Origin of the sequence: Amycolatopsis sp. FDAARGOS 1241 (assembly GCF_016889705.1) — a bacterium.
Classification (GTDB): domain Bacteria; phylum Actinomycetota; class Actinomycetes; order Mycobacteriales; family Pseudonocardiaceae; genus Amycolatopsis.
On sequence record NZ_CP069526.1, the window covers coordinates 1,470,924 to 1,497,337 of the forward strand.

Annotated in this window: 26 protein-coding genes; 9 read left to right on the forward strand and 17 right to left on the reverse strand. The window is 70.9% G+C overall.

Going from position 1 to position 26,414, the window contains the following annotated elements:
- Positions 1-26: 26 nt before the first annotated feature.
- Genes rocD through I6J71_RS07250 form a run of 6 tightly spaced genes read right to left on the reverse strand, consistent with a single transcriptional unit; the run spans position 27 to position 5,645 of the window.
- Positions 27-1,220: an ornithine--oxo-acid transaminase gene (gene rocD, locus I6J71_RS07225; protein WP_204094003.1), complete on the reverse strand. Its 1,194-nt coding sequence runs from the start codon at positions 1,218-1,220 to the stop codon at positions 27-29.
- A 29-nt stretch (positions 1,221-1,249) separates the two neighbouring features.
- Positions 1,250-2,119 (reverse strand): amino acid ABC transporter permease, encoded by an 870-nt coding sequence (locus tag I6J71_RS07230; RefSeq protein WP_204094004.1) that lies wholly within the window; start codon positions 2,117-2,119, stop codon positions 1,250-1,252.
- Complete coding sequence (locus tag I6J71_RS07235) at positions 2,116-2,760, reverse strand: amino acid ABC transporter permease (protein WP_204094005.1); 645 nt, start codon at positions 2,758-2,760, stop codon at positions 2,116-2,118. Before I6J71_RS07235 ends, I6J71_RS07230 begins: the two co-directional genes overlap by 4 nt.
- Positions 2,761-2,786: 26 nt before the next feature.
- Entirely contained in the window at positions 2,787-3,731 is a 945-nt protein-coding gene (locus tag I6J71_RS07240; RefSeq protein ID WP_204094006.1) for a transporter substrate-binding domain-containing protein, read from the reverse strand.
- A 37-nt stretch (positions 3,732-3,768) separates the two neighbouring features.
- Positions 3,769-4,512 carry an amino acid ABC transporter ATP-binding protein gene (locus tag I6J71_RS07245; RefSeq protein ID WP_204094007.1) on the reverse strand — a complete coding sequence of 248 codons (744 nt, stop codon included), beginning with the start codon at positions 4,510-4,512 and terminating at the stop codon, positions 3,769-3,771.
- Positions 4,509-5,645 carry a C45 family peptidase gene (locus tag I6J71_RS07250; protein ID WP_204094008.1) on the reverse strand — a complete coding sequence of 379 codons (1,137 nt, stop codon included), beginning with the start codon at positions 5,643-5,645 and terminating at the stop codon, positions 4,509-4,511. Before I6J71_RS07250 ends, I6J71_RS07245 begins: the two co-directional genes overlap by 4 nt.
- 179 nt (positions 5,646-5,824) lie before the next feature.
- On the opposite strand from I6J71_RS07250, the gene I6J71_RS07255 reads away from it, so the two are divergent.
- On the forward strand, positions 5,825-6,658 hold the full coding sequence (locus I6J71_RS07255) for a PHB depolymerase family esterase (RefSeq protein WP_204094009.1): 834 nt from the start codon (positions 5,825-5,827) through the stop codon (positions 6,656-6,658).
- Positions 6,659-6,759: 101 nt separating this feature from the next.
- Complete coding sequence (locus I6J71_RS07260) at positions 6,760-7,671, forward strand: MurR/RpiR family transcriptional regulator (protein ID WP_204094010.1); 912 nt, start codon at positions 6,760-6,762, stop codon at positions 7,669-7,671.
- Between the two features lie 3 nt (positions 7,672-7,674).
- On the opposite strand, the gene I6J71_RS07265 is transcribed toward I6J71_RS07260, so the two are convergent.
- The 4 genes from I6J71_RS07265 to I6J71_RS07280 are packed head-to-tail and all read right to left on the reverse strand — an operon-like array spanning position 7,675 to position 11,416.
- Positions 7,675-8,553: a GntR family transcriptional regulator gene (locus tag I6J71_RS07265; protein ID WP_204094011.1), complete on the reverse strand. Its 879-nt coding sequence runs from the start codon at positions 8,551-8,553 to the stop codon at positions 7,675-7,677.
- Between the two features lie 9 nt (positions 8,554-8,562).
- Positions 8,563-8,982 carry a cupin domain-containing protein gene (locus tag I6J71_RS07270; protein ID WP_204094012.1) on the reverse strand — a complete coding sequence of 140 codons (420 nt, stop codon included), beginning with the start codon at positions 8,980-8,982 and terminating at the stop codon, positions 8,563-8,565.
- Entirely contained in the window at positions 8,979-10,340 is a 1,362-nt protein-coding gene (locus I6J71_RS07275; RefSeq protein ID WP_204094013.1) for an NAD-dependent succinate-semialdehyde dehydrogenase, read from the reverse strand. Before I6J71_RS07275 ends, I6J71_RS07270 begins: the two co-directional genes overlap by 4 nt.
- Positions 10,337-11,416 carry an isocitrate/isopropylmalate dehydrogenase family protein gene (locus I6J71_RS07280; RefSeq protein ID WP_204094014.1) on the reverse strand — a complete coding sequence of 360 codons (1,080 nt, stop codon included), beginning with the start codon at positions 11,414-11,416 and terminating at the stop codon, positions 10,337-10,339. The genes I6J71_RS07275 and I6J71_RS07280 overlap by 4 nt, the downstream gene beginning before the upstream one ends.
- 164 nt (positions 11,417-11,580) lie before the next feature.
- Between I6J71_RS07280 and I6J71_RS07285 the strand changes: the two genes are divergently transcribed.
- Positions 11,581-12,798 (forward strand): copper resistance D family protein, encoded by a 1,218-nt coding sequence (locus I6J71_RS07285; protein ID WP_204094015.1) that lies wholly within the window; start codon positions 11,581-11,583, stop codon positions 12,796-12,798.
- A gap of 382 nt (positions 12,799-13,180) precedes the next feature.
- Here the strand turns inward: I6J71_RS07285 and I6J71_RS07290 are convergent, their stop codons facing one another.
- The 4 genes from I6J71_RS07290 to I6J71_RS07305 form a co-directional block, all read right to left on the reverse strand.
- Complete coding sequence (locus I6J71_RS07290) at positions 13,181-13,798, reverse strand: ABC transporter ATP-binding protein (RefSeq protein WP_204094016.1); 618 nt, start codon at positions 13,796-13,798, stop codon at positions 13,181-13,183.
- On the reverse strand, positions 13,795-14,460 hold the full coding sequence (locus I6J71_RS07295; RefSeq protein WP_239154497.1) for an ABC transporter ATP-binding protein: 666 nt from the start codon (positions 14,458-14,460) through the stop codon (positions 13,795-13,797). Before I6J71_RS07295 ends, I6J71_RS07290 begins: the two co-directional genes overlap by 4 nt.
- Positions 14,447-17,059 (reverse strand): ABC transporter permease, encoded by a 2,613-nt coding sequence (locus I6J71_RS07300; protein ID WP_204094017.1) that lies wholly within the window; start codon positions 17,057-17,059, stop codon positions 14,447-14,449. Before I6J71_RS07300 ends, I6J71_RS07295 begins: the two co-directional genes overlap by 14 nt.
- A 186-nt stretch (positions 17,060-17,245) precedes the next feature.
- Entirely contained in the window at positions 17,246-17,662 is a 417-nt protein-coding gene (locus tag I6J71_RS07305) for a Fur family transcriptional regulator (protein WP_204094018.1), read from the reverse strand.
- Positions 17,663-17,823: 161 nt separating this feature from the next.
- On the opposite strand from I6J71_RS07305, the gene I6J71_RS07310 reads away from it, so the two are divergent.
- Positions 17,824-18,246, forward strand: coding sequence for a Fur family transcriptional regulator (locus I6J71_RS07310; RefSeq protein WP_204094019.1), 423 nt, complete (start codon positions 17,824-17,826; stop codon positions 18,244-18,246).
- Between the two features lie 384 nt (positions 18,247-18,630).
- Here I6J71_RS07310 and I6J71_RS07315 read toward each other — a convergent pair whose 3' ends face one another.
- Complete coding sequence (locus I6J71_RS07315) at positions 18,631-19,563, reverse strand: GlxA family transcriptional regulator (RefSeq protein WP_204094020.1); 933 nt, start codon at positions 19,561-19,563, stop codon at positions 18,631-18,633.
- A gap of 117 nt (positions 19,564-19,680) precedes the next feature.
- Here I6J71_RS07315 and nthB point away from each other — a divergent pair, with 117 nt between their 5' ends.
- The 4 genes from nthB (at position 19,681) to I6J71_RS07335 (ending at position 21,924) form a co-directional block, all read left to right on the forward strand.
- Positions 19,681-20,436 carry a nitrile hydratase subunit beta gene (gene nthB / locus I6J71_RS07320; protein WP_204094021.1) on the forward strand — a complete coding sequence of 252 codons (756 nt, stop codon included), beginning with the start codon at positions 19,681-19,683 and terminating at the stop codon, positions 20,434-20,436.
- Complete coding sequence (nthA, locus tag I6J71_RS07325) at positions 20,433-21,053, forward strand: nitrile hydratase subunit alpha (RefSeq protein ID WP_204094022.1); 621 nt, start codon at positions 20,433-20,435, stop codon at positions 21,051-21,053. Before nthB ends, nthA begins: the two co-directional genes overlap by 4 nt.
- A 10-nt stretch (positions 21,054-21,063) precedes the next feature.
- Positions 21,064-21,396 carry a nitrile hydratase accessory protein gene (locus I6J71_RS07330; protein WP_239154498.1) on the forward strand — a complete coding sequence of 111 codons (333 nt, stop codon included), beginning with the start codon at positions 21,064-21,066 and terminating at the stop codon, positions 21,394-21,396.
- A 66-nt stretch (positions 21,397-21,462) separates the two neighbouring features.
- Positions 21,463-21,924, forward strand: coding sequence for a MarR family winged helix-turn-helix transcriptional regulator (locus I6J71_RS07335; RefSeq protein WP_204094023.1), 462 nt, complete (start codon positions 21,463-21,465; stop codon positions 21,922-21,924).
- Positions 21,925-22,284: 360 nt separating this feature from the next.
- Here the strand turns inward: I6J71_RS07335 and I6J71_RS07340 are convergent, their stop codons facing one another.
- Positions 22,285-23,895, reverse strand: a complete 1,611-nt coding sequence (locus I6J71_RS07340) for a DUF885 domain-containing protein (protein WP_204094024.1) — start codon at positions 23,893-23,895, stop codon at positions 22,285-22,287.
- Between the two features lie 114 nt (positions 23,896-24,009).
- Here I6J71_RS07340 and I6J71_RS07345 point away from each other — a divergent pair, with 114 nt between their 5' ends.
- Positions 24,010-24,951 carry a GlxA family transcriptional regulator gene (locus tag I6J71_RS07345; protein ID WP_204094025.1) on the forward strand — a complete coding sequence of 314 codons (942 nt, stop codon included), beginning with the start codon at positions 24,010-24,012 and terminating at the stop codon, positions 24,949-24,951.
- Here I6J71_RS07345 and I6J71_RS07350 read toward each other — a convergent pair whose 3' ends face one another.
- Positions 24,952-26,319, reverse strand: coding sequence for an FAD-dependent oxidoreductase (locus tag I6J71_RS07350; protein WP_204094026.1), 1,368 nt, complete (start codon positions 26,317-26,319; stop codon positions 24,952-24,954).
- Between the last annotated feature and the right edge of the window lie 95 nt (positions 26,320-26,414).

A 26,414-nucleotide genomic window follows, 5' to 3' on the forward strand; every position in this document is an offset into this window, starting at 1 on the left:
GGGTGCGGCGGGCCCAGGGGGATGGTTCAGGAGAGCTCGGCCGCCAGCTGCTCGACGCCCCAGCGGAGGTCCTCTTCGGACACCACCAGCGGCGGCGCCAGCCGGATCGTGCTGCCGTGTGCGTCCTTGGCCAGAACGCCGCGGCGCAGCAGGCCTTCGCACACATCACGCCCGGTGCGGCCGCGCACGTCGATGCCCGCCCACAACCCGCGCACACGCACCGCTTCGACCGACGCGGACGGCAAAGACGCCAGCAGCGACGCGAACACCTTGCCCAGCTCCTCGGCGCGCCGCTGCGGTTCGCCGGTCTTCAGCTTCCGCACCACGGCCGTCGCGACGGCGCAGGCGAGCGGGTTGCCGCCGAAAGTGCTGCCGTGCTCGCCCGGGCGGAACACGCCCAGCACGTCGCGACGCGACACCACCGCCGACACGGGCAGGATGCCGCCGCCCAACGCCTTGCCCAGCACGTACACATCCGGCACGACATCCTCGTGGTCGCACGCGAACGTGCGCCCGGTGCGCCCGAGCCCGGACTGGATCTCGTCGGCCATGAACAGCACGTTCGCGGAATCGCAGATCCGCCGGACGTCGGTGAGGTAACCGTCGGGCGGCAGCACCACACCGCCTTCGCCCTGGATCGGCTCGATCAGCACGGCGACGGTGTCGGCGTCGATCGCGGCCCGCAGCGCCGCCGCGTCCCCGAAGGGCACGCGCACGAACCCCGGCGTGAACGGCCCGTGGTCCGCGGTCGCTTCGGGGTCGTCGGAGAACCCGACGATCGTCACGGTGCGGCCGTGGAAGTTGCCGCCCGCCACCACGATCTTCGCGCGCCCGGCCGGCACGCCCTTCACGCGGTAGCCCCACTTGCGCGCCGTCTTGATCGCCGTCTCCACGGCTTCGGCGCCGGTGTTCATCGGCAGCACCATCTCCATGCCGCACAGCTCGGCGAGCTCCGCGGCGAAGGTGCCCATCTTGTCGTGGTGGAACGCGCGGCTGGTCAGCGTCAGCCGGTCGAGCTGCGCGTGGGCCACCGCCAGCAGCTCGTCGTCACCGTGGCCGAAGTTGAGGGCGCTGTAACCAGCCAGCAGGTCGAGGTAGCGCCGGCCTTCGACGTCGGTGACCCACGCGCCCTTGCCTTCGGTGAGCACCACGGGCAGCGGGTGGTAGTTGTGGGCCAGTGCGGCTTCGGCGCGTTCGATCTCTTCGCCGGTGATGGACATCTCGGGGAATCAGCTCCGCTCAGAAGGGGTCAGACGAGGGTTCGGGCGGGCTCGGCCGCCGGCTCGGGTTCCGGTTCCGTGGCCGCCGGGCCCGGACGACGGACCTTCTTCGGCCGGTCGAGCAGCTCGGCGAGCCGCGACAGCCCGAAGTTGATGACGATGTAGATGACGGCGGTGAAGGCGTAGGTCTGCAGGAAGTTGGCGTTGTACTCGCCGATCACCTGGCCATCGCGCAGCAGCTCCGGGTAGCCGACGACGTACCCGAGGCTCGATTCCTTCAGCGTGCGGATCACCTGCGTGACCAGCGCCGGCCGCAGCGACCGGAACACCTGGGGGAGCACGATGAGCTTCATCGTCTGCCCGCGGCGCAGGCCGATCGCCGCCGCGGCGTCGAACTGGCCGCGGTCCAGCGAGTTCACGCCGGCGCGGACGATCTCGGCGAACACCGAACCGGCGTGCAGCACGATCGGGATGGTCAGCACCCAGAACGGCGGCAGGTTCCAGCCGAACATGGGCAGGCCGATGAGGAAGAAGTACACGAGCAGGATCAGCGGGATCGCGCGGAACAGCTCGATCACGCCGGCGCTGGGCACCGAGATCCACTTGTGCGTGGACAGCCGGCCGAGGCCGATCAGCGTGCCGAACACCAGCGAGATCGCGGCGCCGGTGAGGCCGACCTCGAGCGTGGTCAGCAGGCCTTGCAGCAGGTACCGGATGTTCGACCACTCGATGAGCGGCTCCCACAGGCGCGCGGTGAGCTGCTGCACGTGGGCGAGCTGGGCGATGGCGCCGGCGACGATGCCGATCAGCGCGACGACGGCCACGATCGTGGCGATCCGCAGCCGCTTCTGCCCGCGGGGACCGAGTTCGTCGAAAAGGGCGGGGGTGGGCGAGGTCATCGTCGGATGCGAACCTTCCGTTCGACGACGCCGGTCAGCTGGCCGATCGTCAGGGTGATCAGGAGGTAGCCGATGACCGCGGCGATGAAGGTCGGCACCGGCTGGGCGAAGTCGAGGTTGAACTGGCGGGCCGAACCGGTGAGTTCCTGCACGCCGACGGCCGCGCCGAGCGCCGAGCCGAGGCACACGTTGATGAGGATGTTGCCCAGCGGCTGCACCATCGACCGGAACGCCTGCGGCAGCACGACCTGCCGCAGGATGCCCGAGAAGGTGAGGCCGATGGCGCGGGCGGCCTCGATCTGGCCGAGCGGCACGCCGGCGATGCCGGAGCGCACCGTTTCACAGATGTAGGCGCCGAAGTACAGGCCCAGCCCCAGCACGACCGACCCGAACAGCGGGACGGTCGCGCCGAGGTAGGGCAGGCCGAAGACCACCATGACCATCACGAGCAGCATCGGCGAGTTGCGCAGGCAGTGCACGTAGAACCCGGCGGCCGCCCGCAGCGGCCCGATCGGGCTGACGCGGCAGACACCCAGCAGGGTGCCGATCACCAGCGCCAGCGGAAACGCGATCGCGGCCAGCTCGAGGGTCGTCAGCAGACCGGCCAGCAGCTCGCCGAGGTGCGCGAAGAGCACGGACATGGGGTCTCCGATTCCAGGTTTCCGGGTCAGACGCCCGGGACGGAGCCGAGCTTCGGCGGGGCGGGCGGCGGGGTCTTCAGCAGCTTGCCGACGGTGCCCTGCCACAGCTTGGTCCAGGTGCCGTCCGCTTCGATCTTCTGCAGGAACTCGTCGACGACCTGCTTGAACACCGGGTCGTCCTTGGGCTCGCCGATGCCGAAGGGGTTCGACGAGAACGTCGAGTCGAGCAGCTTCACGTCGGAGCGCGTCTGGATCGCGCCGAGCAGCGAAGCGTTGTTCAGCGTGACGGCTTCGGCACGGCCCTGCTCCACCGCCGCGATGCACTGCGCGGTCGTGTCGAACAGCACCGGCTGCGCGGTGGGCACCTCGGTGACCAGAGCGGTCTTCGCCGCACCGGACTCCGTCGCCACCTTCTTGCCGGCCAGGTCCTTGGCGGTCTTGATGGTGGTGTTGTCGGCCTTCACCACGATGCCGCTGGCGGCCATGTAGTACGGGCCGGAGAAGTTCACCAGCTTGGCGCGCTCGGGCGTCATCGTGTACGTCTGGATCGCCACGTCGATCGTGTGGTTGCCGAGCAGGCCTTCCCGGGTGTCGGAGCCACCGCTCTGCATCTTCGCCGACGGCTTGCCCAGCAGGTACTTGGCGAGCAGGTCGGCCATGCCGGCGTCGAAGCCGGAGATCTTGCCGGTGGCCGGGTCCAGCTGCGAGAAGCCGAGCGTGTTGCGGCTGCCCGCCCACACCAGCTGGCCGCGCTGGCGGATCTTGTCCAGCATCGGCGAGTGCGGCAGGTTCTGGCCCACCGGGCCCGCCGCGACGGCTTCGTCCTGGCTGATCATCTTGGCGACGTCGGCGGCAGCCGGCTTGGCCGAAGCGCCACCCGGGGCCGTGGCCGGTGCGCTGCCGCAAGCGGCCAGCAGCGCACCCGTGACGAGCACCCCGCTCACAGCGGCGGCGACTCTGGTCAACTTCATTGTTTCTCCTTGTCGGGGTGGGGAATTCGAGGGCTGGTCAGTGCTGGAGCACTTTGGACAGGAAGTCCCGCGCCCGGGCGGTGCCGGTGCGGTCGAAGAACTCTTCGGGGGTGCCTTGTTCGGCGATGCGGCCTTCGCTCATGAAGACCACCCGGTGGGCCGCGCGGCGGGCGAAGCCCATCTCGTGCGTGACCACCACCATCGTGGTGCCTTCCTTGGCGAGCGAGGTCATCACGTCGAGGACCTCGTGCACCATCTCGGGGTCGAGCGCGCTGGTCGGTTCGTCGAACAGCACGATCTTGGGGTTCATCGCGAGAGCCCTGGCGATGGCCACGCGCTGCTGCTGGCCGCCGGAGAGCTCGGCGGGCAGTTTCTCGGCCTGGTCGGCCACCCCCACGCGGTCGAGCAGCCGACGAGCGGTCGCTTCGGCTTCTCGTTTGGCGATCCCGCGGACGCGGATCGGGCCCAGCGTCACGTTCTCGAGCACGGTCCGGTGCGCGAAGAGGTTGAACGACTGGAAGACCATGCCGACGTCGGCCCGCAACCGCGCCAGGTCCCGGCCTTCGGCGGGCAGGGGCTTGCCGTCGAGCGTGATCGTGCCGCTGTTGATCTTCTCGAGCCGGTTGATGCAGCGGCACAGCGTCGACTTGCCCGACCCCGACGGGCCGAGGATCACCACGACCTCGCCCTGGTGGATGTCGAGGTCGACGTCGTGCAGCACCTGCACGTCGCCGTAGCTCTTGTTGACACCGCGCAGGCTGGCGAGCACGGGTCCGGTCATCGGTGACCTCCGGGGCCGTCGTAGAGCTGCCAGGGCAGCAGTTCGTAGTCGTTCTCACAGGGGTTGCCGATCGCCACGCGGTACTCGCCGGTGGTCAGGTCGACGAGACTGGACGCGATCGTCTTGTACCGCTTGAGCGGCGGCACGCGGTCGTCCACGTGCGCGCAGACACCGTCGGGGTGTCCGATGTGGTCGCTCATCGTCTGCGCGACGATCTTGCGCACCTCGGCGGAGCCGGACGCGGTGCGCGCGGCCTTGAGTCCCCGCTCGATCACCTGCACACGGTAGAGCGAGTCGACCGGCGAGAGGCGGTAGACGTCCTTGATCGGACCGGGCACACCGTACTGGTAGTGGTTGCCGTGCACCAGGATCCCGTCGGCCGGAGTACCCCAGCCGTGCACGACCGGTGTGGTCTCGAGGTCGACGGCGACACCGCCGCGGTGGGTCACGAGCAAGTTGGTCGCGATGTGCTGCCGCACGTCGAAGGGCACCTGCAGAGCGGCTTTGAGGTGGTCGTTGTCGAGGATCATGCGGCGCAGCACGGGCTGCGGGAGGCCGAGTGGGGTGCCGAAGCGGCCGCCGAGACCGTTGGCGTTGAGCGCGATGCCGGCGGAGTTGGCGCCGTGACGGCCGATCTGGCCCGCCTCGACCTGCATGATGATCGTGGGCTTGGGCGGCTGGACGATCCGCACCAGCACCACCGAGTCCTGCGTGCCCTCGCGCCAGTCCCAGTTCTGTCCGCAGTAGACGTGGCCGTCGCCGGTGGCTTCCGGCAGCAGGGCGAAGGAGGAGCAGCCGTCGGCCGGGGTCTCGGTGGTCTCGGGGTTGAAGCCGCTCTCGCTGTTGCGGACGATCTCGCCGCGGGCGTTGAGGGCGAGGATCTCGTCTTCATGGACGCCGGCACCGTCGGCGATGGCGTCCATCTCCTCGAGCAGGTCGGGGGCGACGGCGGCGATCGGCTCGCGCCAGCGCCGGGCCGAGGTCTGCACGTCCGTCCACACCAGACCGGAGGAAGCCTCGAAAGCCTCTCGGTAGTAGGCGATGGATGTGCGGATCTCCGCCCGGGCGGCCTCACCGTAGGCGAGCCCCCGAGTTCGAGGATCGCCTTCGATCTCGACCAACCGGACAGCCATGAATACCTCTTTCGCGGTGCTGGCGGTTCGTTGAAGGTTTGCGCTACATTCACTGAGAACTTGTAGTGGCAGCTACGGATAAGATAGACCGTGCTACGAAGAAGTCAACACCTGTCGTCGTTACTACATGATTACGACGAACCAGGACGGTCCCACGCCATGCCAAGGAGATCCGCTCCATGACGAGCCCCCAAGCGACGCCCGACTCCGCGCGAGTCCTCGACCCGACCGAGTTCTACTACGGCGGGCCGACCCCGTTCTTCGCGCTGCAGAGCGACCAGCGCTTCTCGTACTGCCTCTACGTGCCCAGCGCGCACCGCACTTCGGAGACGCCGTTGCCCCTGCTGGTGCTGATGCACGGCACGCAACGCACCGCGGAGCGCTACCGCAACGACTACCGCGAGTGGGCGGAGCAGAACGACACCATCGTGCTGGCACCGCTGTTCCCCGCCGGCATCGCGCAGCCCGGTGACCTGCACGGGTTCAAGCGGCTCACCTTCGAAGGCATCCGGTACGACCAGATCCTGCTGGACATCATCGCCGAGGTCGCCGCGCGCTTCCGCGTGGACGCCGACCGCTTCTACCTGCACGGTTTCTCCGGTGGCGGGCAGTTCGCGCACCGCTTCGCCTACCTGCACGCCGACCGCCTGGCCGCGCTGTCCATCGGCGCCCCGGGCCGCGTCACGCGCATCAACCCCGAGGTCGACTGGTGGCTCGGCACCGCCAACGTCCGGGAGCTGTTCGGCACCGACGTGAAGCTGGAGGAGCTGCGGAAGCTGCCCGTGCAGATGATCGTGGGCGGCGAGGACACCGACACGTGGGAGATCGCCGAGCCCGGCATCGACGCGGGCGGTGACACCCGCATCGAGCGGCTGACCACGCTGCGGAAGAACTTCGAGAGCAACGGCATCGACGTGCGCTTCGACGTCGTGCCCGGGGTGGCGCACCGCGGGCTGCTGATCCAGCCCGTCGTGAAGGACTTCATCACCGGCGAGCTGGCGCGCCGGCCGTAGCGGCTGGGGTTCCCGGGGCACGGCCGCGCTCGCCGGCGGGAGCGCACCGTCGAGAGAGAGCTGCGGCAGCCTGCCCGTGAGCACGAGGACCGGAGGGGTGGATGACGGACGAGGAAGACGCACTGCGCGCCCGGATCGCGCGGTGCCTGCCGAAGATGTCGCGCGCGGAGCGGACCGTCGCGGAGTACCTGCGCGACCACGGCCGTGACGCGATCTTCGCGACCGCCGAGCAGATCGGCGACGCGACGGAGACGAGCGACGCGACCGTGGTGCGGACGGCGAAGTCACTGGGGTTCACCGGCTTGCTCGACCTGCGGCGCAGCCTGGCGCGCGAGGTCGTGCTGGAGACGAGCCCGTCGCACCGCGTCCTCCACAACGCCCCCGATGGCGTCGAACCCACCGGCGACGCCATCGTCGACCAGGTCTTCACCGAAGCGACGGAGCGCCTGGCCGCCACCTGGCGGCTGGTGCGCTCCGCCGACTTCACCCACGCGGTCGACCTGCTGGACGGTGCGCGTGAGGTGCTGAGCTTCGGGCTCGGTGGCTCGGGGCTCGTGGCGCGCTACCTGCGCATGCGCCTGGTCCGCATGGGCCGGCGCGCCCGCTCGACGGGCGCCACGGGCTTCCAGCTGGCCGACGACCTCATCGGCCTGGCTCCCGAAGACGTCGTCGTCCTGTACGTCCCGGCGCGGCTCCTGGGGGAGCTGGAAGTGCTGCTGGACCACGCGCACGCGGTCGGCGCGCGCGTGATCCTGGTGTCCAGCTCGCTCGGGCCGCTGTTCGGGTCCCAGGTGGACGTGGTGCTGACGGCGCCGAAGTCCGCCAGCAACTACACCGGCGAGATGCTGACCGCCGAAGTGCTGACCGACGCTTTGCTGCTGCGCTTGGCTTCCCGGGACGAAACCCGCGCCACGACGACCTCGGAGCTGCTGACTTCGTTGCGCTCGGACCTCATCACGGGTGAGGGCCGCGGCGCGCGCGGCCGGCTGCCGGGCTCGAACGGTGTCGCGTGAGCGTCAGCGCGGGTTGGCGGTCTTCTCTACGCTGACGGTGCTCAGGTGCCGCCGCAGGTACTCGGCGGCCTCGGCGATCTCGCCGGCCAGCAGCAAATCCGCGATCTCGACGTGCTCGCGGCACCGCACCGCCGCGCGGTCGCGCGGGAGCGTGCGCCGGTACTCGATGAGCCGGCGCAGGTTGTCGACGCGGCGCAGGGCGTCGATGAAGAACGTGTTGCGGCTGCAGTTCACCACGGCCTCGTGGAACGCGCGGTTGTGCCCGAACAGCTCGGTGCCGCTGACGGTGCGCGCGGCGCCCTCGGCGAGCTCCAGCTGCTGCGCGCGCACGACCTCGATGGCCGCCCGGTCCACGACGAAACCGGGCTCCAGCACCGCCGCCGGCTCCAGCACGAGCCGGAACCGGTAGCTGTCCTCATAGGACTCCTGCGACGTCAGCATGGGCTGGAACTCCCAGCCGTAGCCCGGCAGGCGCTCGATCCAGCCCTCGGCCGAGATGCGGCGCAGCACGCCCGTCACCTGGGCCGGGGTGAGGCCGTAGCGGCGCGCGAGCTCGCTCTCGCTCACCCGGTCCGGCAGCTCGCCGTCGAGGCGGTCCGAGGCGATGCGCAGATACTGCTCCTCGTCCTCGTCGTCCTCGGTCACGGTGAGTTCGTCGACCGGCCGGGCGACGGTGTGGCCGCCGCCGGGTTCGGCGACGGCCACCACCCCTTCGTCCGCCAGCAGCTTCAGTGCCGCCCGCACGGGCGAGCGTGACACGCGCAGGTGCGCGGCCAGCGTGCGTTCCACCAGCCGCGTGCCCGGCTCGGCCGCGGTCTCGCGGATGTAGCCCACGATGCGCGCCGCGACCTGCCGGGTGAGCGGGGTCGGGGTCTGTTCCACGGGTCCAGGCTAGCGCCGGTGTTCCGCGTCCACCCGGGTGGTCGCGCCGGTCGCGACGATGGTGCGCGTCGCCTCCACCGAGCCGTAGGTCCAGAGGATCCGCATCGGCTCGGTGGCCGACGCGTTGCGGAACCGGTGCGGCACGCCCGCGTCGACGTACGTCGTGTCCCAAGTGGACAGGCGGTGTTCGGTGCCGTCGATCTCGACGATCGCCTCCCCGGCCAGGATCACGACGCTCTCGGGGCAGTTGTGCGTGTGCAGCGGGATGCCGGCACCGCCGTCGAACATCGTCATGCCGTTCAGGAACACCTCGGCGCCGACGGTCTTGCTCACCAGCGGGATGGTCCGGGCGCCGCCGCCGCGGTCGGCCGGTGTCAGCTCGGCCGGGCGCAACACCACGGACGGGAACGGTTCTTTCGGGTCGCTCACCGGGTTTCTCCGATCCAGACGGTCTTCACGTTCACGAACTCGCGGATGCCGTCCGCGCCCAGCTCCCGGCCGTAACCGGACTTCTTGATGCCGCCGAACGGCAACCGCGGGTCCGAAGCGACCATGCTGTTGACGAACACCGCGCCGGCCTCGAGACCCTTCGCGAACCGCTGCGCCCGCTCCGGCGAGGCCGTCCACACGGCCGCGCCGAGGCCGAACTCGGTGTCGTTGGCCAGGGCGAGGGCCTCGTCGTCGCCCGAGACGCGCACGATCGCGGCCACCGGCCCGAACGTCTCCTCCTCGAACGCCGCCATGCCCGGCTTCACGTGGTCGAGCACCGTCGGCGCGTAGAAGTAGCCGGGGCCGGCCACGGGCTCGCCGCCCGTCCGGACGACACCGCCGGCCTCGACGGTGCGGCGCACCTGGTCGGCCAGCCCGTCGCGCAGGTCTTCGCGGGCGAGCGGCCCGACGGTGGTGTCCGCCTCGGCCGGGTCGCCGACGCGCAGCCGGGCGACGGCCGCGGTGAAGGCGTCGGCGAACTCGTCGGCCACGGACTCGTCCACGATGAAGCGCTTCGCGTTGACGCAGCTCTGCCCGGTGTTGAGGAAGCGGGCCTTCACCGCCGTCTCGGCCGCGGCGGCGACGTCGGCGTCGGCGAGGACCACGAACGGGTCCGAACCGCCGAGCTCCAGCACCTGCTTCTTGAGCGCGGCGCCGGCCTGGCTGGCCACGAGCGCGCCGACGCGCGTGGAGCCCGTGAGCGTGACGGCGGCGATCCGGTCGTCGGCGATGAGCCGCGCGACCTCGCCGACGTCCACCAGGAGCGACCGCACGAGCCCGGCCGGCGTGCCGGCCTTGCGGAACACGTCCTCGATGGCCAACGCGCAGCCCGGGACGTTGGTGGCGTGCTTGAGGATCGCGCCGTTGCCGGCGGCCAGCGCGGGGGCGGCGAAGCGGAAGAACTGCCAGAAGGGGTAGTTCCACGGCATCACGGCGAGCACCACGCCGAGCGGTTCGACGACCACACTGGCCTGCGCGAGCACCTGGTGCTCGGCCAGGTACTCGGCGGCGTGCTCGGCGTAGTGCACGCAGTTGAGCGCGCACTTCTCGATCTCGGCCTCGGATTCCGCGAGCGGCTTGCCCATCTCGGCTGTGATCAGCGTCGCGTACTCGGCCTTGCCGGCCCGCAGCACGGCCGCCAGCTCGCGCAGCAGCGCCACGCGTTCGGTGAGCGGTTTCTCGCGCCACTGAGCCTGCGCGGCCACCGCGCCATCCAGCGCGGCATCGACCTCTGCGGCGGTGTGCAGGTCGTATGTGGACAGTGGCTTCCCGGTGGCCGGGTTCACGGATTCGATCACCGGGCACCCACCGGAAGTCCGGTGACGGACTCGGCGACCGCGGCGGCGAACGCCTCCGTGCCGAGTGTGCCGCCGAGGTCGGCGGTGCGCGTGGCGGGGTCGTCGAGCACGGAGTCCACGGCGCGTGTCACGAGCTCGGCGCCGGACACGAGAGCGTCGTTCTCGTCGCGGCGGCCGCGCCAGTCGAGCAGCATCGCGGCCGACAGGATGAGCGACGCGGGATTGGCCACGCCCTGCCCCGCGATGTCGGGCGCCGAACCGTGCTGCGCCTGGCCAACGCAGATGTCGTGCCCGGCGTTGATCGAGCCACCGAGGCCGAGGCTGCCGGACAGCTCCGAGGCCTCGTCGGACAGGATGTCGCCGAACATGTTGGTGGTCACCAGCACGTCGAAGCGCTGCGGGTCGCGGATCAGCAGGGCCGAGGCGGCGTCCACGATCAGCTCCTCCAGCTCCACGTCGGGGAAGTCCTGGGCGACGGCGCGCACCTCGCGCAGGAACAGGCCGTCGGACAGCTTGAGCACGTTGGCCTTGTGCACGGCCGTCACCTTGCCGCGGCGGCCGCGCGCGAGCTCGAACGCCGCGCGCGCCACGCGGGCCGAGCCGCGCGCGGAGACCTTGCGCACCGACAGCGCGAGGTCCGGGTCGGGCATGAACTCGCCGGTGCCGGCGAACATGTTGCGGTCGGAGTAGAAGCCTTCGGTGTTCTCGCGCACAATCACGAGGTCCATCGGCTTGCGCAGCACGCTGAGGCCTTCGCGCGACCGGCACGGGCGTACGTTGGCGAACAGCTCGAACGTCGTCCGCAGCGCGGCAGACGGGTTGATCCCGCCCTGCTCCTTGGCCGGGTACTCGTAGTGCGACACCGGGCCGAGCAGCGTGCCGTCGACCTCGGGCACGCGCTCCAGCACCGACGCGGGCAGCGTCGTACCGTCGGTCGCGAGCGAGGCCAAGCCGATCTCGCGCACCTCGAAGCTCAGGCCGAGCCCGAGCCGCCGGTCGGCGGCGCCGAGCACGTCCAGGGTCGCCGCAGTGATCTCGGGACCGATGCCGTCACCGGGCAAGACGAGGACTTTCACGGTCACTCCTTCCGACTCTGGTATTTCATGCGAGCAATATACCATCAATGTAGTGGTCGCTTCAGTCTTCACATCTGTTGTAGGATCAGCTACCTTCGACCGCCAAGAGCCGACGTCCCCGCCGGTTCGGCTCACCTGCCCCCCGCTCGAGGAGATGGCTGCCGATGTCCTTTCTGCTCACCCAGGCCGTTTCCGCGGCCGAAGCGAACCCGACCCCCGAGGTGTGGCGGGTCATCACGAAGATGGCGTACTTCGCCGGACTGATCGGTTCGATCGGCGGCTGCATGCTTCTGCTGATCGTGCTTCGGCCCGTCTGGAGACGACCGTCCGTCGACCCCGCCGACCGCGCCGTGCTGCAGCGCCGCGCCGGCTTGTACCTCGCCCTCGTCGGCACGTGGTTCCTCATCGCCCTGTACTTCCAGCTCGCCGGCAAGGGTGCGCGCGTCAAGGGCAAGGAGATCCCGTACGGCCAGGCGCTTTCGCCCGCCGCGATCGGCAGGTTCATCTCCGTGCCCGGCAAGAAGGGCGACTGGATCTCCAGTGGTGCCGAGGCACTGATCCAGTATTCGCTGTGGGGCCTCGCGGCTCTCGTGCTGATGCTGCTGTTCTCGCCGAAGATGCGCGAACGGATCGGTGCCGTGGCACTGGCCTCGCTCGTCATCAACTTCGTCGCCTACCAGGTGACCCTGCTGCCGACGAACTGGGCCAAGGAGACCGGCGACGTCCTCGCCAACTCGCTGCTCGACCACCTGCACGTCTTCTCGATCTCGACCTGGGTCGGCGGCATCGCCGGGCTGGTGATCCTGGCGTTCTCCCGGCGCAAGCTCTCCCGCGGTGCCGGTGACACGTTCGCCCAGATCTGGACGCGGTTCTCGACGCTGGCGATGGTCGCCGTGGGTTGCATCCTGATCACCGGCCTGTACCTGGCCTACACGCTCGTCGGCAGTCCGTCGGAGCTGTTCACCACCAGCTTCGGGCGCTTCCTGGTCATCAAGGTGTCGCTGGTGGCCCTGATGATCTGCATTGGTGCGGCCAACGAGTTCGTGATGATGCCGCGGATCGCGCGGGCCCGGGCAGCCGGTGCGGAGGGCTCGGTGTTCAAGGTGGCGCTGAAGCAGTTCCCCGCGCTGGTGACGGTGGAGGTTGCACTGGCGATCGGCGTGCTGTTCGTGCTGTCGTTCCTGACCGGTTCGGCTCGCGCCGAGGCCGGCGACCCAGCCGACCCGACGCTGAGCGGCACCGTCGTGGGGATCGGTGTCGTGTTGGCGATCCTGATCGCGGTTTCGTTCGTCACCACGGCGAAGGTTTCGGATCGGTTGTCGCGGTCGGCGGTTCGCCCCGGCGAGGTTGAGCAGCGCGAAGCCGTCGCGGCGGAGAGTTAAGGAGCTGTCAGGGGGTTTCCCCTGGGTGTCAAAGGTTTGTCCGGGCCCATATCCGTTTCCGGCTGGTCGGGAGAGCGTGTGCTTCCGAGCGGTGAGTGGAGGCGGGTATGGGCACGGTTGTGTCTGCGGTGGCTTTGGTCGGCTTGGCGGCGGGTCGCGGGCGGCTCGTCGCGCTGGCGCGCGACGTTGCGCCCAGGTGGTGCAGGGGGCACCCCGATTTTGATTGTGACCGCGTGGAAGGCGGGGATCGAGGTGCCGGGCGGGGGCTGGGTGCGGGGTTGGTCTGGGTTGTCGGGTGGCGGTTTTGAGGCGTGGGGTTTTGTTGGGGTGTGGGCGGCGGCGTGGTTTTGGCGTCGGGTGGGGTGAGGGGACGGCCGGCTGCTCAATCGGCGCCGGTCAGGGCGAGGGTGCGGTCGGTGTGGGTGGCAAGCAGGGGGTCGTGGCTGGCGACCAGGACCGCGGCGCCCGCGTTGGCCGCGCTGCGTAGCGCGGTCAGTACCAGTTCGGCGTGGGCGCGGTCCTGGTGTGAGGTCGGTTCGTCGGCCAGGACGAGGGTGGGGGCGGTGGCCAGGGCGCGGCCCACGGCGGCGCGTTGCTGTTCGCCGCGGGAGATTTCGGTGGGCAGGCGGGCGGCGAGTTTCGCGAGGTCGAGGGTTTCGAGCAGCTTCGGCAGATCGGCGCCGGTACCCGTGCGAGCGGCGAAGGCGAGGTTGTCGGCGACGGTGAGCTCGTCGAAGAGCCCGATGGACTGGGGGACGAAACCCAGGTGCTGCCACGGCATCCGCGCCGGCGGCACGTCGGGCAGGGCGGGGCCTGGTGTCACGGTGCCGGTGTCGGGGGTTTCCCAGCCGCCGGCGATCACGAGGAGGGTGCTCTTGCCGGAGCCCGACGGGCCGGTCAGCGCGACGAGTTCGCCGGGCTGCAGGGAGAAACTCGTCGGGCGCAGCACGAGCGTGCCGCGGTAGGACTTGGACACGTCGGTCAGGGTCAGCACGGTCATCGGATCCGTCCGTCCACGAGTTCGAACACGTCGTCGGCCGCGGAGACCAGGGTCGGGTCGTGGGTGGCGACGACGACAGCGCGGCCGAGTGAGGCCAGGCGCCGCACGGCGTCGGCGACGAGGTGGGCTGAAGCGCGGTCGAGCTGGGCCGTCGGTTCGTCCGCGAGCAAGGCCGCGGGATCGCCCGCGGCGGCGAACGCCAGAGCCACGCGTTGCTGCTCGCCACCCGAGAGCGCGTTCGGCAAGCTGGCGCCGCGGTGTCCCAAGCCCAGCGCCTCGAGCAGTTCGCCGGACGCGGGCCCGCAGCCGCGCAGGCGGGCGGCGAGCTCCAAGTGCTCGTCGACAGTCAGGTAACCCAGCAGGTTGTCCACCGGGTTCTGGAAGACGTACCCCAGCCGTTTGCGCCGCAGGCCCCGGCGACCACGCGCGGACAACGCCGTCGCGTCCACTCCGGCCACTTCGACCGTGCCGCGCACCGGGCGTTCCAGGCAGGCGAGCACGCGCAGCAGCGTCGACTTCCCGGAACCCGAAGGGCCGACGAGCGCCGTGACCCGGGCGGGCGCGGCTGAAACGGAGACCCCCTGCAGGGCCACTACTTCGTGCGTCGCGGTGTGGTAGGTCTGGTGGAGGTCCACACAGGACAGCGCGTCAATTCGTGTCACGCAGCACCTCCGAGGCGCGGGCGCGCGACACGGCGCGCTGGGCGGCGAGCGTCGCGAGCACCGCGGCCAGCAGTGTCGCCGCCGCGAGGCGTGCGGTGAGCGACCACGGCGTGGCGATGAGGGTGCCCGGCACGGCCGCCGGGTCGAGGTCGTACCCCGCGCTCGTGAGCGCGACCGCGACGACCGCGAACCCGAGCCCCGCGGCGAAGCCGGCCGCGAGCAGGCCGCCGACTTCGTACAGCAACGCGCGCCAATGCGCCCACGCTCCGATGTCCATGCGCCGCAACAACAAGTACGCACTGCGCCGCGCCCGGGCCCGGGAATTCAGGTACAGCAGCAACCCCACGAGCACGATCGCGCCGGCGAGCACGGAAACGGCGGTGAGGAACAGGAACGTGTAGGTGATGGCCGTGTAGACGCCGTTGGCCGTGACCTCCCTGGCCTGGCTGAGCGTGCCGACGGGGACGTGCGCCGCCGACAGCGCGGGCACGACCTGCGCCGGGTCACCGCGCAGCCACAGCTGGTGGTGGAGGTTCTGACCGGCCAGCTGGTCCAGCACGTCGCGACGCACCAGCATCATCGGGAAGCCGGAGCTCTTGCCGGGCAGCTGCGCGACGCTCGTGATCGAGAACGGCACGGTGCGCTCGCCGATCTCGACGTTCGTCCGCCCGGACACGCCGGGGATCCCGGCCAGCACGCCCACGGCCGCGCCGGGTTCGGACAGCTGCGCCACCAGATCGTCGAGGGTCGGGCCGGGCAGTGCGTTGTCCCAGAACGCCGCGCCGGTGAAGGCGGCCGGGTCGACGCCGACCACGTTCACGGTCGTGTGACCGACGGTGCCGGAGTCGTAGCGGTCCACGTAGCTCGCCGCGAACCCGGGTGGGGCTTTTGCCGGCCCGGTCAGGTCCACGACCACGTCGGTGCCGACCACGAGCTGGCCCTCGGCGTGCAGCGTCCGGTCGACCGAGCCCGTGACCGTCGTCGCGTACACGGACAACGCGATGGGAATCGCCGTCGCGCCGATCAGCACGGCCGCCGCGGCGGGGGCCGACGCGATCCGCCGCCACGACAGGAAAGCGACCGCCCGCGAGAGCGACACCGGCCGCACACGCACCACCGAGACCCGCACGATCCGCGCGGCCAGCAGGGCCAGGCCGATCACCAGCAGCAGCGGCACCACGATCAGCCGTGGCGGGATCCGCGCGACGGACCCGGCCGCGCCCGCGTTGTCCTCCGCCACGCCGTCGAGCACGAAGTAGCAGACGAGCGCGGCGCCGAGTGGCAGCAGTTCCCACGGCCAGTGCCGCCGCCGGGTCGTGTGCGCGTCGAACAGTGCGGTGATGCGCCGCCCGCTCGCGAACGCGAGCATCGCGAGCGTCACGAACAACGCGGCGGCCGCACCGAGGATCGAACCGGCCAGCGCGCCGGGTGTCACGAGCGGGCTCGGCCCGAGCGTCGCCACGAGGTAGCGCGCGAGGAACCAGCCCGCGACGCCGCCGAGCACCACGACGGTGCCGACCTCCAGCACGGCCTTGCCCACGAGCGCGAGTGGTCCCACCCCGCGCGAGGACAGCACGGCCAGCTCGGCGCGTCGCCGGTCCACCCAGAACGATCCGGCCGCGGCGGCGATCACGAGCCCAGCCAGCGCGCCGACCGCGCCCATCGGCACCACCGTCGTCGCCAACGCGGACGTGACCTGGTCGGCGCGGTCGACCATGCCGCCGAGCGACGACGTGAACTCGGTGCTGCCGAAGCGGTGGAAGGTCTGGCCCAGCACGTCGACCGGGTTCTCGGTCCGGGCGCGCAGGTGCTCCAGCCCGGCCACGACAGCGGGCGCGCTCGCCGTCGTCATGCCGGTGGTGTCGACCGAGCTCTCGACCAGGTTCTGAACGCCGGACTCAGGCGTGGTGAAGCTGAAGAAGTCGTCCGTCGTCACCAGCGCGACCGGGAAGGTGCCGCTGTTGGACAGCGGGTCGCCGCGGTAGACGCCCGCGAGGCTGCACCAGTACGGCTGATCGGGAAGGGAGCGCAGGTCGCGGTAGATCCCGGCCACGCGCAACTGCCGCGTCGGCCCGCCCGTGAGCGGTCTGGCCCGGTCCCCGGGGGCTAGTGAGTTGCGCGAGCCGCCCGTGACGGTCACGAGGTCGCCCGCGTGCAGGTTCTTGATGTTCGCGAACTGGTCCGGGAGCCAGATCCCGGACCGCGTCCCGCGCTGCACCACCTGGATGTGGTCTTGGAAACCCGTGCGGGACACGAGGTTCAGCAGCGTTTGCTCGGGGTGGACCGGTGTGCCGGTCGCGGTCTCCACGGACGCGCCGGTGACCAAGGTCGACACGGGTGGCGACGCCTTCGACACGGCCGCGACGGCCTGGGTCGCCTGCTGCACCCGTGCGGCGTAGAGCGCTTTCCCGACTTGCTCGGGCGCCGCGGGGTTGCGTTGCGTACCTGGGAGATAGCCGCTCCACTGCGCGCCGACGGCCCACTCGCACGCGAGCGAGGCCTGCTGCTGCAGCGTCGCGTTGCCCGCGGCGGAAAGGAAGAGCGCGATGGCCGTGGCCGGCAGTGCGACGAGGATCGCGGCCGCCGCGACGGCGATCACGACCGCCGGTTGACGCCACCCCGTTTGCAGTGCCCGCGACCACGGCGTGGCCAACCCCCACCTCGGCATGCCCAGGAGTTTCACACAGCGCGGGAGACCGCCGGGTCACCGAGATCCTTTTGAGACAGCACGCTTTCCCACCGCAGCCGACCGGCGACGCGGTGTTGTGGAATCCCGGTGACCGGGTCAGTGCGTGGCCGGGTGGGGGAGCCCGTCGGGTGCGCAGTGGGAGCAGATGCCGGTGAGGATCGCTTCCTCCGTGGTGCAGACCGCGTCGAGGCGGCCGCAGTTGGTGCACAGCAGGTGGCCGTGCTCAGGTCCAGTCAGTTCATAGCGCTGCGCGACGCCGACGGTGTCGAAACGGCGGACGAGCCCCGCCGCGACGCCGGTGGCGAGCACGTCGTGGATCGCGCGGGTCGACGCGAACCGCAGGCGGTCGCGGACGTGGGGCAGCAGCTCGGCGACGGTCGTGTGCGGCTGCTCGGCGAGGGTTTCCAGCACTACCTGCCGGGCGGTGGTCACGCGAAGGCCGGCCCGGCGGAGCCGCTCGCCGGCATCGATCGACGCCGGCCCCGGCTGAGGAAGAGTGGAAGTCGTGGGCACCCCACCTTTGTAGACCCTAGAGTTGATGCAGTCAATTGTCGGAAGAAGTCAACTGTGTGGTTCGCTTTCGCGAATCGGCAGGTGACCGGCGTTGTCGAGGTCCGACTGTGAGCTACTCCACCTCAGAGTTGATGCAGTCAATTCTGAGGTACAGTTCCCGCATGGACGCGTTCGGGGTGCGGTTGCGCCGGAAAGGCCTGCGCAACACGCCGCAGCGGCGGGCGGTGCTCGCCGCCGTCGAGCGCTACCCGCACTCCACCGCGGCGGAAATCGCCGGCACCCTCGAGAGCGACGGCGCGGCCGGCGGCCTGTCCCGGCAGGGCCTCTACAACGTGCTGGAAGACCTCGTCTCCGCCGACCTGCTGCGGTCCCTCGAACCCGCCGGTTCGCCCGCTCGCTTCGAGCCGCAGACCCACGACAACCACCACCACCTCGTCTGCCGCACCTGCGGCGCAATCCAGGACGTGCCGTGCGCCGTCGGCGCCCCGCCCTGCCTCGACCCGGTGTCGGCACCGGGCTTCCGCGTCGACGCGGCCGAGGTGACGTGGTGGGGAACCTGCGACGCCTGCGCAGCGGCGGGCTGAGTCAAGCCTGGCTGCCGCCGTTCCTGCCGGGTGCGTGAGTGGTGCCGCGGGGCGTCGAGGTGGTGCTGCGGTGTCTGGCTGTGGGTCGTGGCGGCAGTGTTGTTTGCGAGGTGTGCGGTGGCCGGCTGAGCCGGGCCGGGTTGTCGCCGTTGCCGCTGGGCGGCTGCGTGGGGCCCCCGTGCGCCGAGGTGGTGCCGCGGTGTGTCGCCGTGGGCTGCGCTGGCGGAAGTGTTGCCCTGCGAGGTGTGCGGTGGCCTGCTGAACGGGGCCAGACTGCGGCCGTTCCTGCGGGGTGCCCACGCGGCGGGGCGGTGTCTGGACGTGGGTCGTGCTGCCGTGCGGAATCGATGCCGGGAGAAGTGCCGGCGGTCGCTTGGCCGAAGCTCAGTTTTCGCCGTCGCGTTGGGCCCGGAGGTGGCGCCGCAGCGTTTCGTCGCTGCCCAGGCCGCTGCGGCGGGCCGCGGCGGCGATCGTTTCGCCGCCCTCCACGAGGGCGATGGCGGCCTCGCGGCGGACCGCGGCGACGTAGGTGGCGGGCGTCTGGCCCGTGCCCTGTTTGAACAGCCGTGACAGGTGGCGCGTGCTGAGGCCGGCGCGCTGGGCCATGCTCGTGAGGCAGTGGTCGCCCGCGGGGTCGGCGGCGACCTCGTCGCACAGGTTTCGCACCACGTCGCGGCGGGGGCGCGGCGTGCGGGCCGGCACCGACAGCTGCGGCTGGGCCCCGCGGCGGCGCATGAACACGACGAGCTCGCGCGCGATCTCGTGCGCCAGGATGTCGCCGGCGTCTTCCTCCACGAGGGCGAGCGCGAGGTCGATGCCCGAGGTGACGCCGGCGGAGGTGAGCACGCGGCCGTCGCGCACGTAGATCGCTTCGGCGTCGACCTCGACGCTCGGGTAGCGGTCTTGCAGCGTGTCGGCGTGCCGCCAGTGCGTGGTGGCGCGGCGGCCGTCGAGCAGGCCCGCCGCGCCGAGCGCGAAGGCGCCCGCGCACACCGAGGTCACGCGCCGGGCGCCGCGGGCGAGGACCTGGACCGCGGTGAGGAGCTCGGCGTCCGCGCCGGGCTTCACGAGGCACTCGCCGCCGGGGACGAGCAGCGTGTCGACGCCGTACACCTCCGCTGCGGCCCGCTCGACGCCGAGGCGCAGGCCGCTCGACGTGGTGATGTCGCGCCCGTCGGGCGAGCACACCATGACTTCGTAGCCGGTGCCCAGCTCGGCCGCGACGTCGAACACCTCCAGTGGGCCGGTCACGTCGAGCAGCCGGACGCCGTCGAACACCAGCACGGCGACCGGCACGGACCGGTGCGGAACACTCATCCCGGGAATCTACGTCGGGAGCCCACCGGGAAGAAAGGGCTGGATGTGTGGGCCGCGTGTCCGGTTCCGAACCGCCGCCCGGTGTTAGCTTTTTTCCGGCGACGCAAGGTGGTGCGGATGAAGCTCCAACACGGCCTCGGCGGTCTCGAAGGCCTCGAAAGTTTCCCACTGGTGTTCGACAAACGCGTTTTCGCACAGGACTGGGAGAAGCGGATCTTCGGCATCCACACCGCGATGATGGGCCTGAGCTCGTCGCTGCGGGAGTCGGTGGCCGGCTACGACCTCGACGCGGTGCCGACGACCTTCCACACCACGTGGACGTGGGCGCACCTGCGCTCGGGTGCCGAGGCGATGCACCCGTTCGAGTACTTCAAGTACCGCTACTACGAGAAGTGGCTCGGCGGCATCACCGCCTATCTCGTCGAGCAGGGCTACGTCACCGAAGCCGAGCTGGACGCCGCCACGAGCCGCTTCCGCGCCGAGCCTGCGGCGCCGCTGCCGGACGACGGCGACCCGGCCGTCGACGACCAGGTGCTCGACTACCTGCGCCGCGGCGATTCCCCGCGGCGCGGCCCGGCCGAGCCCGTGTTCGCCGTCGGCGACGACGTCGTGGTGCGCAACCCGCCGGCCACCGACCACACGCGGCTGCCCGGGTACCTGCGCGGGCACCGCGGCCGCGTGCAGCGGGTGTTCGAGGGCAACTACTCCTACTTCGTCTCGACCGGTGGCGACGGGCTGGGGGAGCCCATGCCCGTCTACGTCGTGCGGTTCGAACCCCAGGAGCTGTGGGGCGAAGAGACCGAGCGCAACGCCGGTCCGCTCTACGCCGAGCTCTACCAGGTCTACCTGTCCGAAGCGAAGGGAAGCCGATGAGCGAGCTGTTCTCCTACCCCGCGGATCGCGAGGAGTCGAGCGCCGCGCGCGTGCGGGCGCTGGAAGGGCTGCTGATCGAAAAAGGCGTGCTCACCGGGTCCACTGTAGACAAGGTACTCGGCTACTTCGAATCGGAGATGACGCCGCTCAACGGCAAGAAGATCGTCGCCCGCGCGTGGGTCGACCCGGAGTTCGCGCGGCTGCTGGCCGAGGACACCCCGCGGGCCATCGCGCAGCTGGACCTGCCCGACGGCATGGCGGGCGCCGAAGGCGAGCACATCGCCGCCGTGCTGAACGAGCCCGGTGTGCACAACCTGGTGATCTGCTCGCTGTGCTCGTGCTTCCCGTGGCCGGTGCTGGGCCTGCCGCCGTACTGGTACAAGGACCCGGTCTTCCGCGCCCGCGCCGCGCGCGAGCCGCGGGTCGTGCTGGCCGAGCTGGGCCTGCCGCTGGACGACGACACCGAGGTGCGCGTCTGGGACTCCAGCGGGCACTCGCGGTGGTTCGTCGTGCCGTCGCGGCCGGAGGGCACCGAGGGCTGGAGCGAGGAGCAGCTCGCCCAGCTCGTGACGACCGAATCGATGATCGGCGTGGCCCTCGCGGGCCCGGCGGCGTGAGGGGCGAGCTGTGGCGATCGACATCACGGTCCTGGACTACGACGAGCAGGGGCACGTCAAGTTCCACTCGTCGTGCTCCACGGACCTCGGGCAGCCCGTGTTCGACGAGGAGTGGCAGCGGCGGGCGTTCGGCCTGGCCGTCGCGCTGTCGGAGTTCGGCCACTACGCGTGGGAGGACTTCCAGCGCGAACTCATCGCGTCGATCGGCTCGTGGCAGCAGGCGCCGGACGACGCGAAGGGCCGCTGGGAGTACTACGAGCACTGGGTCGCGGCGCTCGACACCGTCGTGCGCCGCCACGGCCTGCTCGAAGACGGGTATGTCAACCCCGAGGACCGCGTCTGACGCCTTAGACTCCCTCCTCACCGGGCCGGCGGGGACCGCCCGGCGACGACGCGGAGGAGGCGGCGAGTGGTCAGCCGGGCCGAGAAGAACGAAACGAACCCCGACCTGGGAGTTCTCGCCGGACGGTTGCTGTTCGCCGTGCAGCACGAACTGTTCACGTCCTTGGCCGCGCAGGGCTTCGCGGACCTCCACCCACGCCACGGCGCCGTGCTCGCGTACCTCGACACGGATGGTGTGCGGGCGACCGAGCTGTCCCGGCTCAGCGGTCAGCACAAGCAGGTCATCGGGACGATGATCGACGAGCTGGAGTCCCTGGGGTACGTGCAGCGGCGCCCGGATCCGGCCGATCGGCGGGCGAAGCTGGTGTGTCCGACGGAGCGTGGGCTGGCGGAGATGCGGGCTGCGGCGCGGATCATGCAGGCGATGCAGGACCGGCACGCGCGGCGGTTGGGGCGTGATGTTTATGGGGAGTTCAAGAAGGTGCTGATGGATGTGGTCGAGCATCAGCGGAAGCGGGTGGAGAGTTGAGGGTGGCTTTCTGGCCGGGCTGGGGTCTCGGGGCAGTTGGTGTGCTCGGGCGGCTCGTTGCGCTGGCGCGCAACGTTGCGCCCGGGCTGGTTGCGTAGGGCACCCCGATCGTTGATGGTCGCCGCGGTCTGGACCACGTGTCAAGGCGAGAAAGCGTACCTTGACACGTGGTCCAGACCGCGGAGAAGGCGGGGATCGAGTGCTGGGCGGGGACTGGGTGCGCTGGTGGGTTTTGTAGATCGGTGAGGCCAGGCTGGGTGTGTTGGTGGGCTTTGTAGGTTGGTGCCGGGGCTGGCTGCGTTGGTGGGCTTCGTAGGGCGGTGGCCGTAGTCGTTGCGCGGCCGTGGGTGTGGTGTGGGGTTAAGGGGTGCTGAGGGCGTCCTGGAGGGCGGCCAGGCCGACGGGGCCCACGGCTAGGGCGTCGTGGTGCCACTGACGTAGGGAGAAGTCCGGGTGGGAGGCGGCGGTGGCGCGTGCCTGGAGCCATGAGCGTTCGCCGAGTTTGTAGGCGATGGCCTGGCCCGGCCAGCCCAGGTAGCGGACGACTTCGGCGTGGACGCGGTGCTGGGCGGCGAGGCCGCGTTCGTGGAGGAAGCGGCAGGCTTTGTCGAAGTTCCAGCGGGAGCCGTCGGGCAGGGGCAGGTCGAGGTGGGCGCCGATGTCGATGACGACGCGGGCGGCGCGCATGGCGGAGCCCGCGAGCATGCCGAGGCGGGTGCCGCGGTCGGTGTACCAGCCGAGTTCGTCGGCGAGGCGCTCGGCGTAGAGGGCCCAGCCTTCGGCGTGGCCGCTGACGGAATGGACGCGCGCGAAGCGGCTCACCTGGTCGGCGGCGAGTTTGGCGGTGCCGATCTGCAGGTGGTGGCCCGGGACGCCCTCGTGGAACACCGTCGTCAGCTCCGACCAGACGGCGAAGCGGGTGCGGCCGCTGAGGGGCCACCAGGTGCGGCCCGGGCGGGAACCGTCTTCGCTGGGGCCGGTGTAGTACGGAGCGCCGGAACCGGAGCCGTGGGCGAGGGTGACGTCGATGACGCGCAGCGGCTCCGGGATGTCGAAGTGGGCGGCCGCGGCGTCCAGGGCGCGGTCGTGGGCGCCGCGCAGCCAGTCCACATAGGCCGGTTCACCGTCCACGAAGAACTCTTCGTCGAGGATGGCCATGGCTTCCAAGGCGGATACCCCGGGACGGATCGAAGCGGCTTCGGCGGCCAGTTCCTGTTCGATGCGCTCGAGTTCGGCCCAGCCCCACTCGTACGCCTCGCGGATGTCGAGGTCGGCGCCGAGGCTCAGCCGGGCGCCGGCGGCGTAGCGCTCATGGCCGACGCCTTCCACCTCCGTGGCGCGCGGGGCGTAGTCCGCACGGAGAAACCGGGCGAGATCGGTGTAGCCGCGGTCGGCGGCGTCGGCCGCGGAGCGCAGGTCGGTGGCGAGCGGGCCGTCGCCGTACTCGCGCACGAGCTTTTCGTGCGCGCCGGCGAAGCGCTCGGCTTGCCCGGCCGTCTCCAGCGCCTGGCGACGGGCCGCGACGAGGCCGCGGTCCAAACCGGTGCGCAGCGAGGTCTGCCACGCGGCCAGCATCGTCTCGATCCCGGCCAGCCGTACGGCGAGGATGTGCCAGTCGTCGTCGTTCTTGCGCGGCAGCATGTTCACGGTGTCGTGCAGGGAGGTCAGCACGCCGAACTGCGCCTTCACCGTGCGCAGCGGCTCGCCGAGGTCGTGCCACGCGAGCTGTGCCTCGAGCCGTTCCTTCAGGTGCGCGCCCGCGATCCGGTCCTCGGGGGACTCGGGTGCGAGCGTGGCCAGCGTCGCGAGTGTGCGGCGGGCCTGGTCGGCCCGCGCCTCGAAACCGTCGGGGGAGAAGTCGGTGAGCGCGGCCGGATCGGGGGTGGTGATCCCGCGCATGGTCGCCGTCACCGGATCCAGGGCGGCTTCGGCGGAAACGTGGTCGTCGGAGAGCTGGAAGATCGGCGTCACGGCGCCCACGCTATACCCGGCCCGGCGGCGTCGGCGTGAACTTCGATCGCCCGGCCGCGCGAACGGGACAAACCGCGCCGTGGCGAGAACACCGCTACCCGCTAGGATCCCGCCATGCACACGGTGGTCGTCCTCGCGCTGGACAAGGTCGTGCCGTTCGACCTGGCCACACCCATCGAGGTGTTCAACCGCACCCGCCTGCCCGACGGCCGCGCCGGTTACCGCGTGCGCGTCTGCGGGCCGACGCCGGTCGTCGACGCCGGCGCGTTCACCATCAAGCCGCAGCACGGGCTCGAAGCCCTCGCCGAAGCGGACACGATCATCGTCCCCGGCCGCGACGAGGTCGGCGAAGTGCCGGTCGAGGTGATCGACGCCCTGCGTGCGGCCGCGGCCACCGGCACCCGCCTCGCGTCGATCTGCTCCGGTGCGTTCGTGCTGGCGGCAACGGGCCTGCTCGACGGGAAACGCGCCACCACGCACTGGGCCGCCGCGCCGCAGCTGGCCGCACTGCACCCGGAGGTCGAGGTGGACCCGGACGTGCTCTACGTCGACAACGGGAACATCCTCACCTCGGCCGGCGCCGCGGCGGGCCTCGACCTGTGCCTGCACCTCATCCGCCGCGACCACGGCTCCGCGGTCGCGGCCGATGCCGCGCGCCTATCGGTCATGCCGCTGGAACGCGAGGGCGGCCAGGCGCAGTTCATCGTCCACGACCAGCCGCCCACGCCGCGCGGTTCGGTGCTCGAGCCGCTGCTGAGGTGGCTCGAAGACAACTGCGCGAAGGACCTGACCCTCGACGACATCGCCGCCCACGCCGGCATGAGCAGCCGCACGCTCAACCGCCGCTTCCGCGAACAGACCGGCACCAGCCCGCTGCAGTGGCTGCTGCGCGCCCGCATCCGCCAGGCGCAGTACCTGCTGGAAGTCACCGACCACGGCATCGACCGCATCGCGGGCCAGGTCGGGTTCGGCTCGCCGACGTCGTTCCGCGACCGCTTCAAGCGCGTGGTCGGCACCAGCCCGCAGGCCTACCGCGGCAGCTTCGCGCGAAAGTGATCAACGGACGATCGTGCCCAGCACGTCGTTGAACGCCTCCGTCGAGCTGGGGTGCGTGTAGATCGCGTCCCGGAGTTCGGCCGCGCGGATGCCGTGGCGCATCGCGAGGGCGACGGAGTTGATCAGCTCCTGCGCGTCGACGCTGAGCAGCGCGGCACCGAGGATCTCGTCGGTCTCGGCGTCGATCACGAACTTCATCAGCCCGCGAGTCTCCTCGACCACGTACGCCCGCGGCATGGCGACGATCTCCGCCACGGGCCGGCTCGCGATCTTGATCGCCCGCCCCTGGGTCCGCGCCTCATTCTCGGTGAGCCCGACTGTCGCGAGCGGCGGGGTCATGAACAGCGTGTGCGGCACGGCGACGCGGTCGGTCGTCGAGCGCTTGCCCTCGCCGATGAGCTGGTCGAGCACGATCCGGCTGTCATCCAGCGAGACGTAGGTGAACTGCGGCCCGCCGTTCACGTCGCCGAGCGCGAAGATGTGCGGTCGGCTGGTGCGCAGGAATTCGTCGACCACGATCGCGCCCCTGGCGTCGGTTTCGATACCCGCGGCCGCGAGGTCGAGGCTCGCCGTGGCCGGCCGGCGCCCGGCGGCCGCCAGGATCGCGTCGGCCTCGACCGTGTGCGCGGCGCCGCCCTGCTCGTAGGTGACGGTGCTGTCGCGCACCTCGGTGACGTGGGCGCCGGTGACGAGTTCGATGCCCTCCTCGAGGAGGATCTCACGCGCGGCCGCGGCCACGTCGTCGTCCTCTCGGCCGAGGATCTCCGGTGCGGCCTCGAACACCGTCACGTGCGAGCCGAACCGGTTGTAGATCGCGGCGAACTCGATGCCGAGGTAGCCCCCACCGATGATCGCGAACCGCTCGGGCAGCTGTGTGCGCTCGATGAGCTGGGTGCTCGTGAGCAGCCGCGGATTGCCCCGCAAGCCCGGGATGTCCGGCACCACCGGCTCCGACCCGGCGTTGACGAGGATCGTCTCGGCGGTCACCGTGAGGCGGTCCTCGCCCTCGCCGATGCCGACGCTGTGTTCGTCCACGAAGGACGCTCGGCCCGTGATCACCGTGATCGTGTCGGCACCGTTGAGCGAGTCGTGGTTGCCGGCGCGGAACAACGACGTCAGCGCCTGCACCCGGCCCACCGACTGTTCGTAGAACTCCTGCGCGGGATCGGTTGCCTGGCGGTTGCGTGAGTGGTGCACCAGGGCTTTCGTGGGCACGCAGCCCACGTTGGGGCAGGTGCCGCCGTACATCCGTTCCGACTGTTCCACGAGCACCACGCTCTTGCCGAGCTCACCCGGCTTCGCGGCGGTGACCTTGCCGCCCTTCCCGAACCCGATCACCAGAACGTCGGCGGTCAGCTGCTGGCCCATGGCCGTGTCCTCTCCGGTCTGCCGAGTCGCCCGCGGACGGGCCGGGGACCGGGTGTCCCCGCGGCTCTCGTCGGGACTCAACCGCCGGAGGGCCG

What these genes read in the sequence shown, in the direction of transcription:
- nthB (WP_204094021.1), top strand. Translation starts at nt 19,681, where the DNA reads ATGAAGCTCCAACACGGCCTCGGCGGTCTCGAAGGCCTCGAAAGTTTC.
- I6J71_RS07310 (WP_204094019.1), top strand. Translation starts at nt 17,824, where the DNA reads ATGGACGCGTTCGGGGTGCGGTTGCGCCGGAAAGGCCTGCGCAACACG.
- I6J71_RS07290 (WP_204094016.1), bottom strand. Translation starts at nt 13,798, where the DNA reads ATGACCGTGCTGACCCTGACCGACGTGTCCAAGTCCTACCGCGGCACG.
- I6J71_RS07285 (WP_204094015.1), top strand. Translation starts at nt 11,581, where the DNA reads ATGTCCTTTCTGCTCACCCAGGCCGTTTCCGCGGCCGAAGCGAACCCG.
- I6J71_RS07235 (WP_204094005.1), bottom strand. Translation starts at nt 2,760, where the DNA reads ATGTCCGTGCTCTTCGCGCACCTCGGCGAGCTGCTGGCCGGTCTGCTG.
- I6J71_RS07240 (WP_204094006.1), bottom strand. Translation starts at nt 3,731, where the DNA reads ATGAAGTTGACCAGAGTCGCCGCCGCTGTGAGCGGGGTGCTCGTCACG.
- I6J71_RS07255 (WP_204094009.1), top strand. Translation starts at nt 5,825, where the DNA reads ATGACGAGCCCCCAAGCGACGCCCGACTCCGCGCGAGTCCTCGACCCG.
- I6J71_RS07345 (WP_204094025.1), top strand. Translation starts at nt 24,010, where the DNA reads ATGCACACGGTGGTCGTCCTCGCGCTGGACAAGGTCGTGCCGTTCGAC.
- I6J71_RS07245 (WP_204094007.1), bottom strand. Translation starts at nt 4,512, where the DNA reads ATGACCGGACCCGTGCTCGCCAGCCTGCGCGGTGTCAACAAGAGCTAC.
- I6J71_RS07315 (WP_204094020.1), bottom strand. Translation starts at nt 19,563, where the DNA reads ATGAGTGTTCCGCACCGGTCCGTGCCGGTCGCCGTGCTGGTGTTCGAC.
- I6J71_RS07250 (WP_204094008.1), bottom strand. Translation starts at nt 5,645, where the DNA reads ATGGCTGTCCGGTTGGTCGAGATCGAAGGCGATCCTCGAACTCGGGGG.
- I6J71_RS07230 (WP_204094004.1), bottom strand. Translation starts at nt 2,119, where the DNA reads ATGACCTCGCCCACCCCCGCCCTTTTCGACGAACTCGGTCCCCGCGGG.
- rocD (WP_204094003.1), bottom strand. Translation starts at nt 1,220, where the DNA reads ATGTCCATCACCGGCGAAGAGATCGAACGCGCCGAAGCCGCACTGGCC.
- nthA (WP_204094022.1), top strand. Translation starts at nt 20,433, where the DNA reads ATGAGCGAGCTGTTCTCCTACCCCGCGGATCGCGAGGAGTCGAGCGCC.
- I6J71_RS07260 (WP_204094010.1), top strand. Translation starts at nt 6,760, where the DNA reads ATGACGGACGAGGAAGACGCACTGCGCGCCCGGATCGCGCGGTGCCTG.
- I6J71_RS07350 (WP_204094026.1), bottom strand. Translation starts at nt 26,319, where the DNA reads ATGGGCCAGCAGCTGACCGCCGACGTTCTGGTGATCGGGTTCGGGAAG.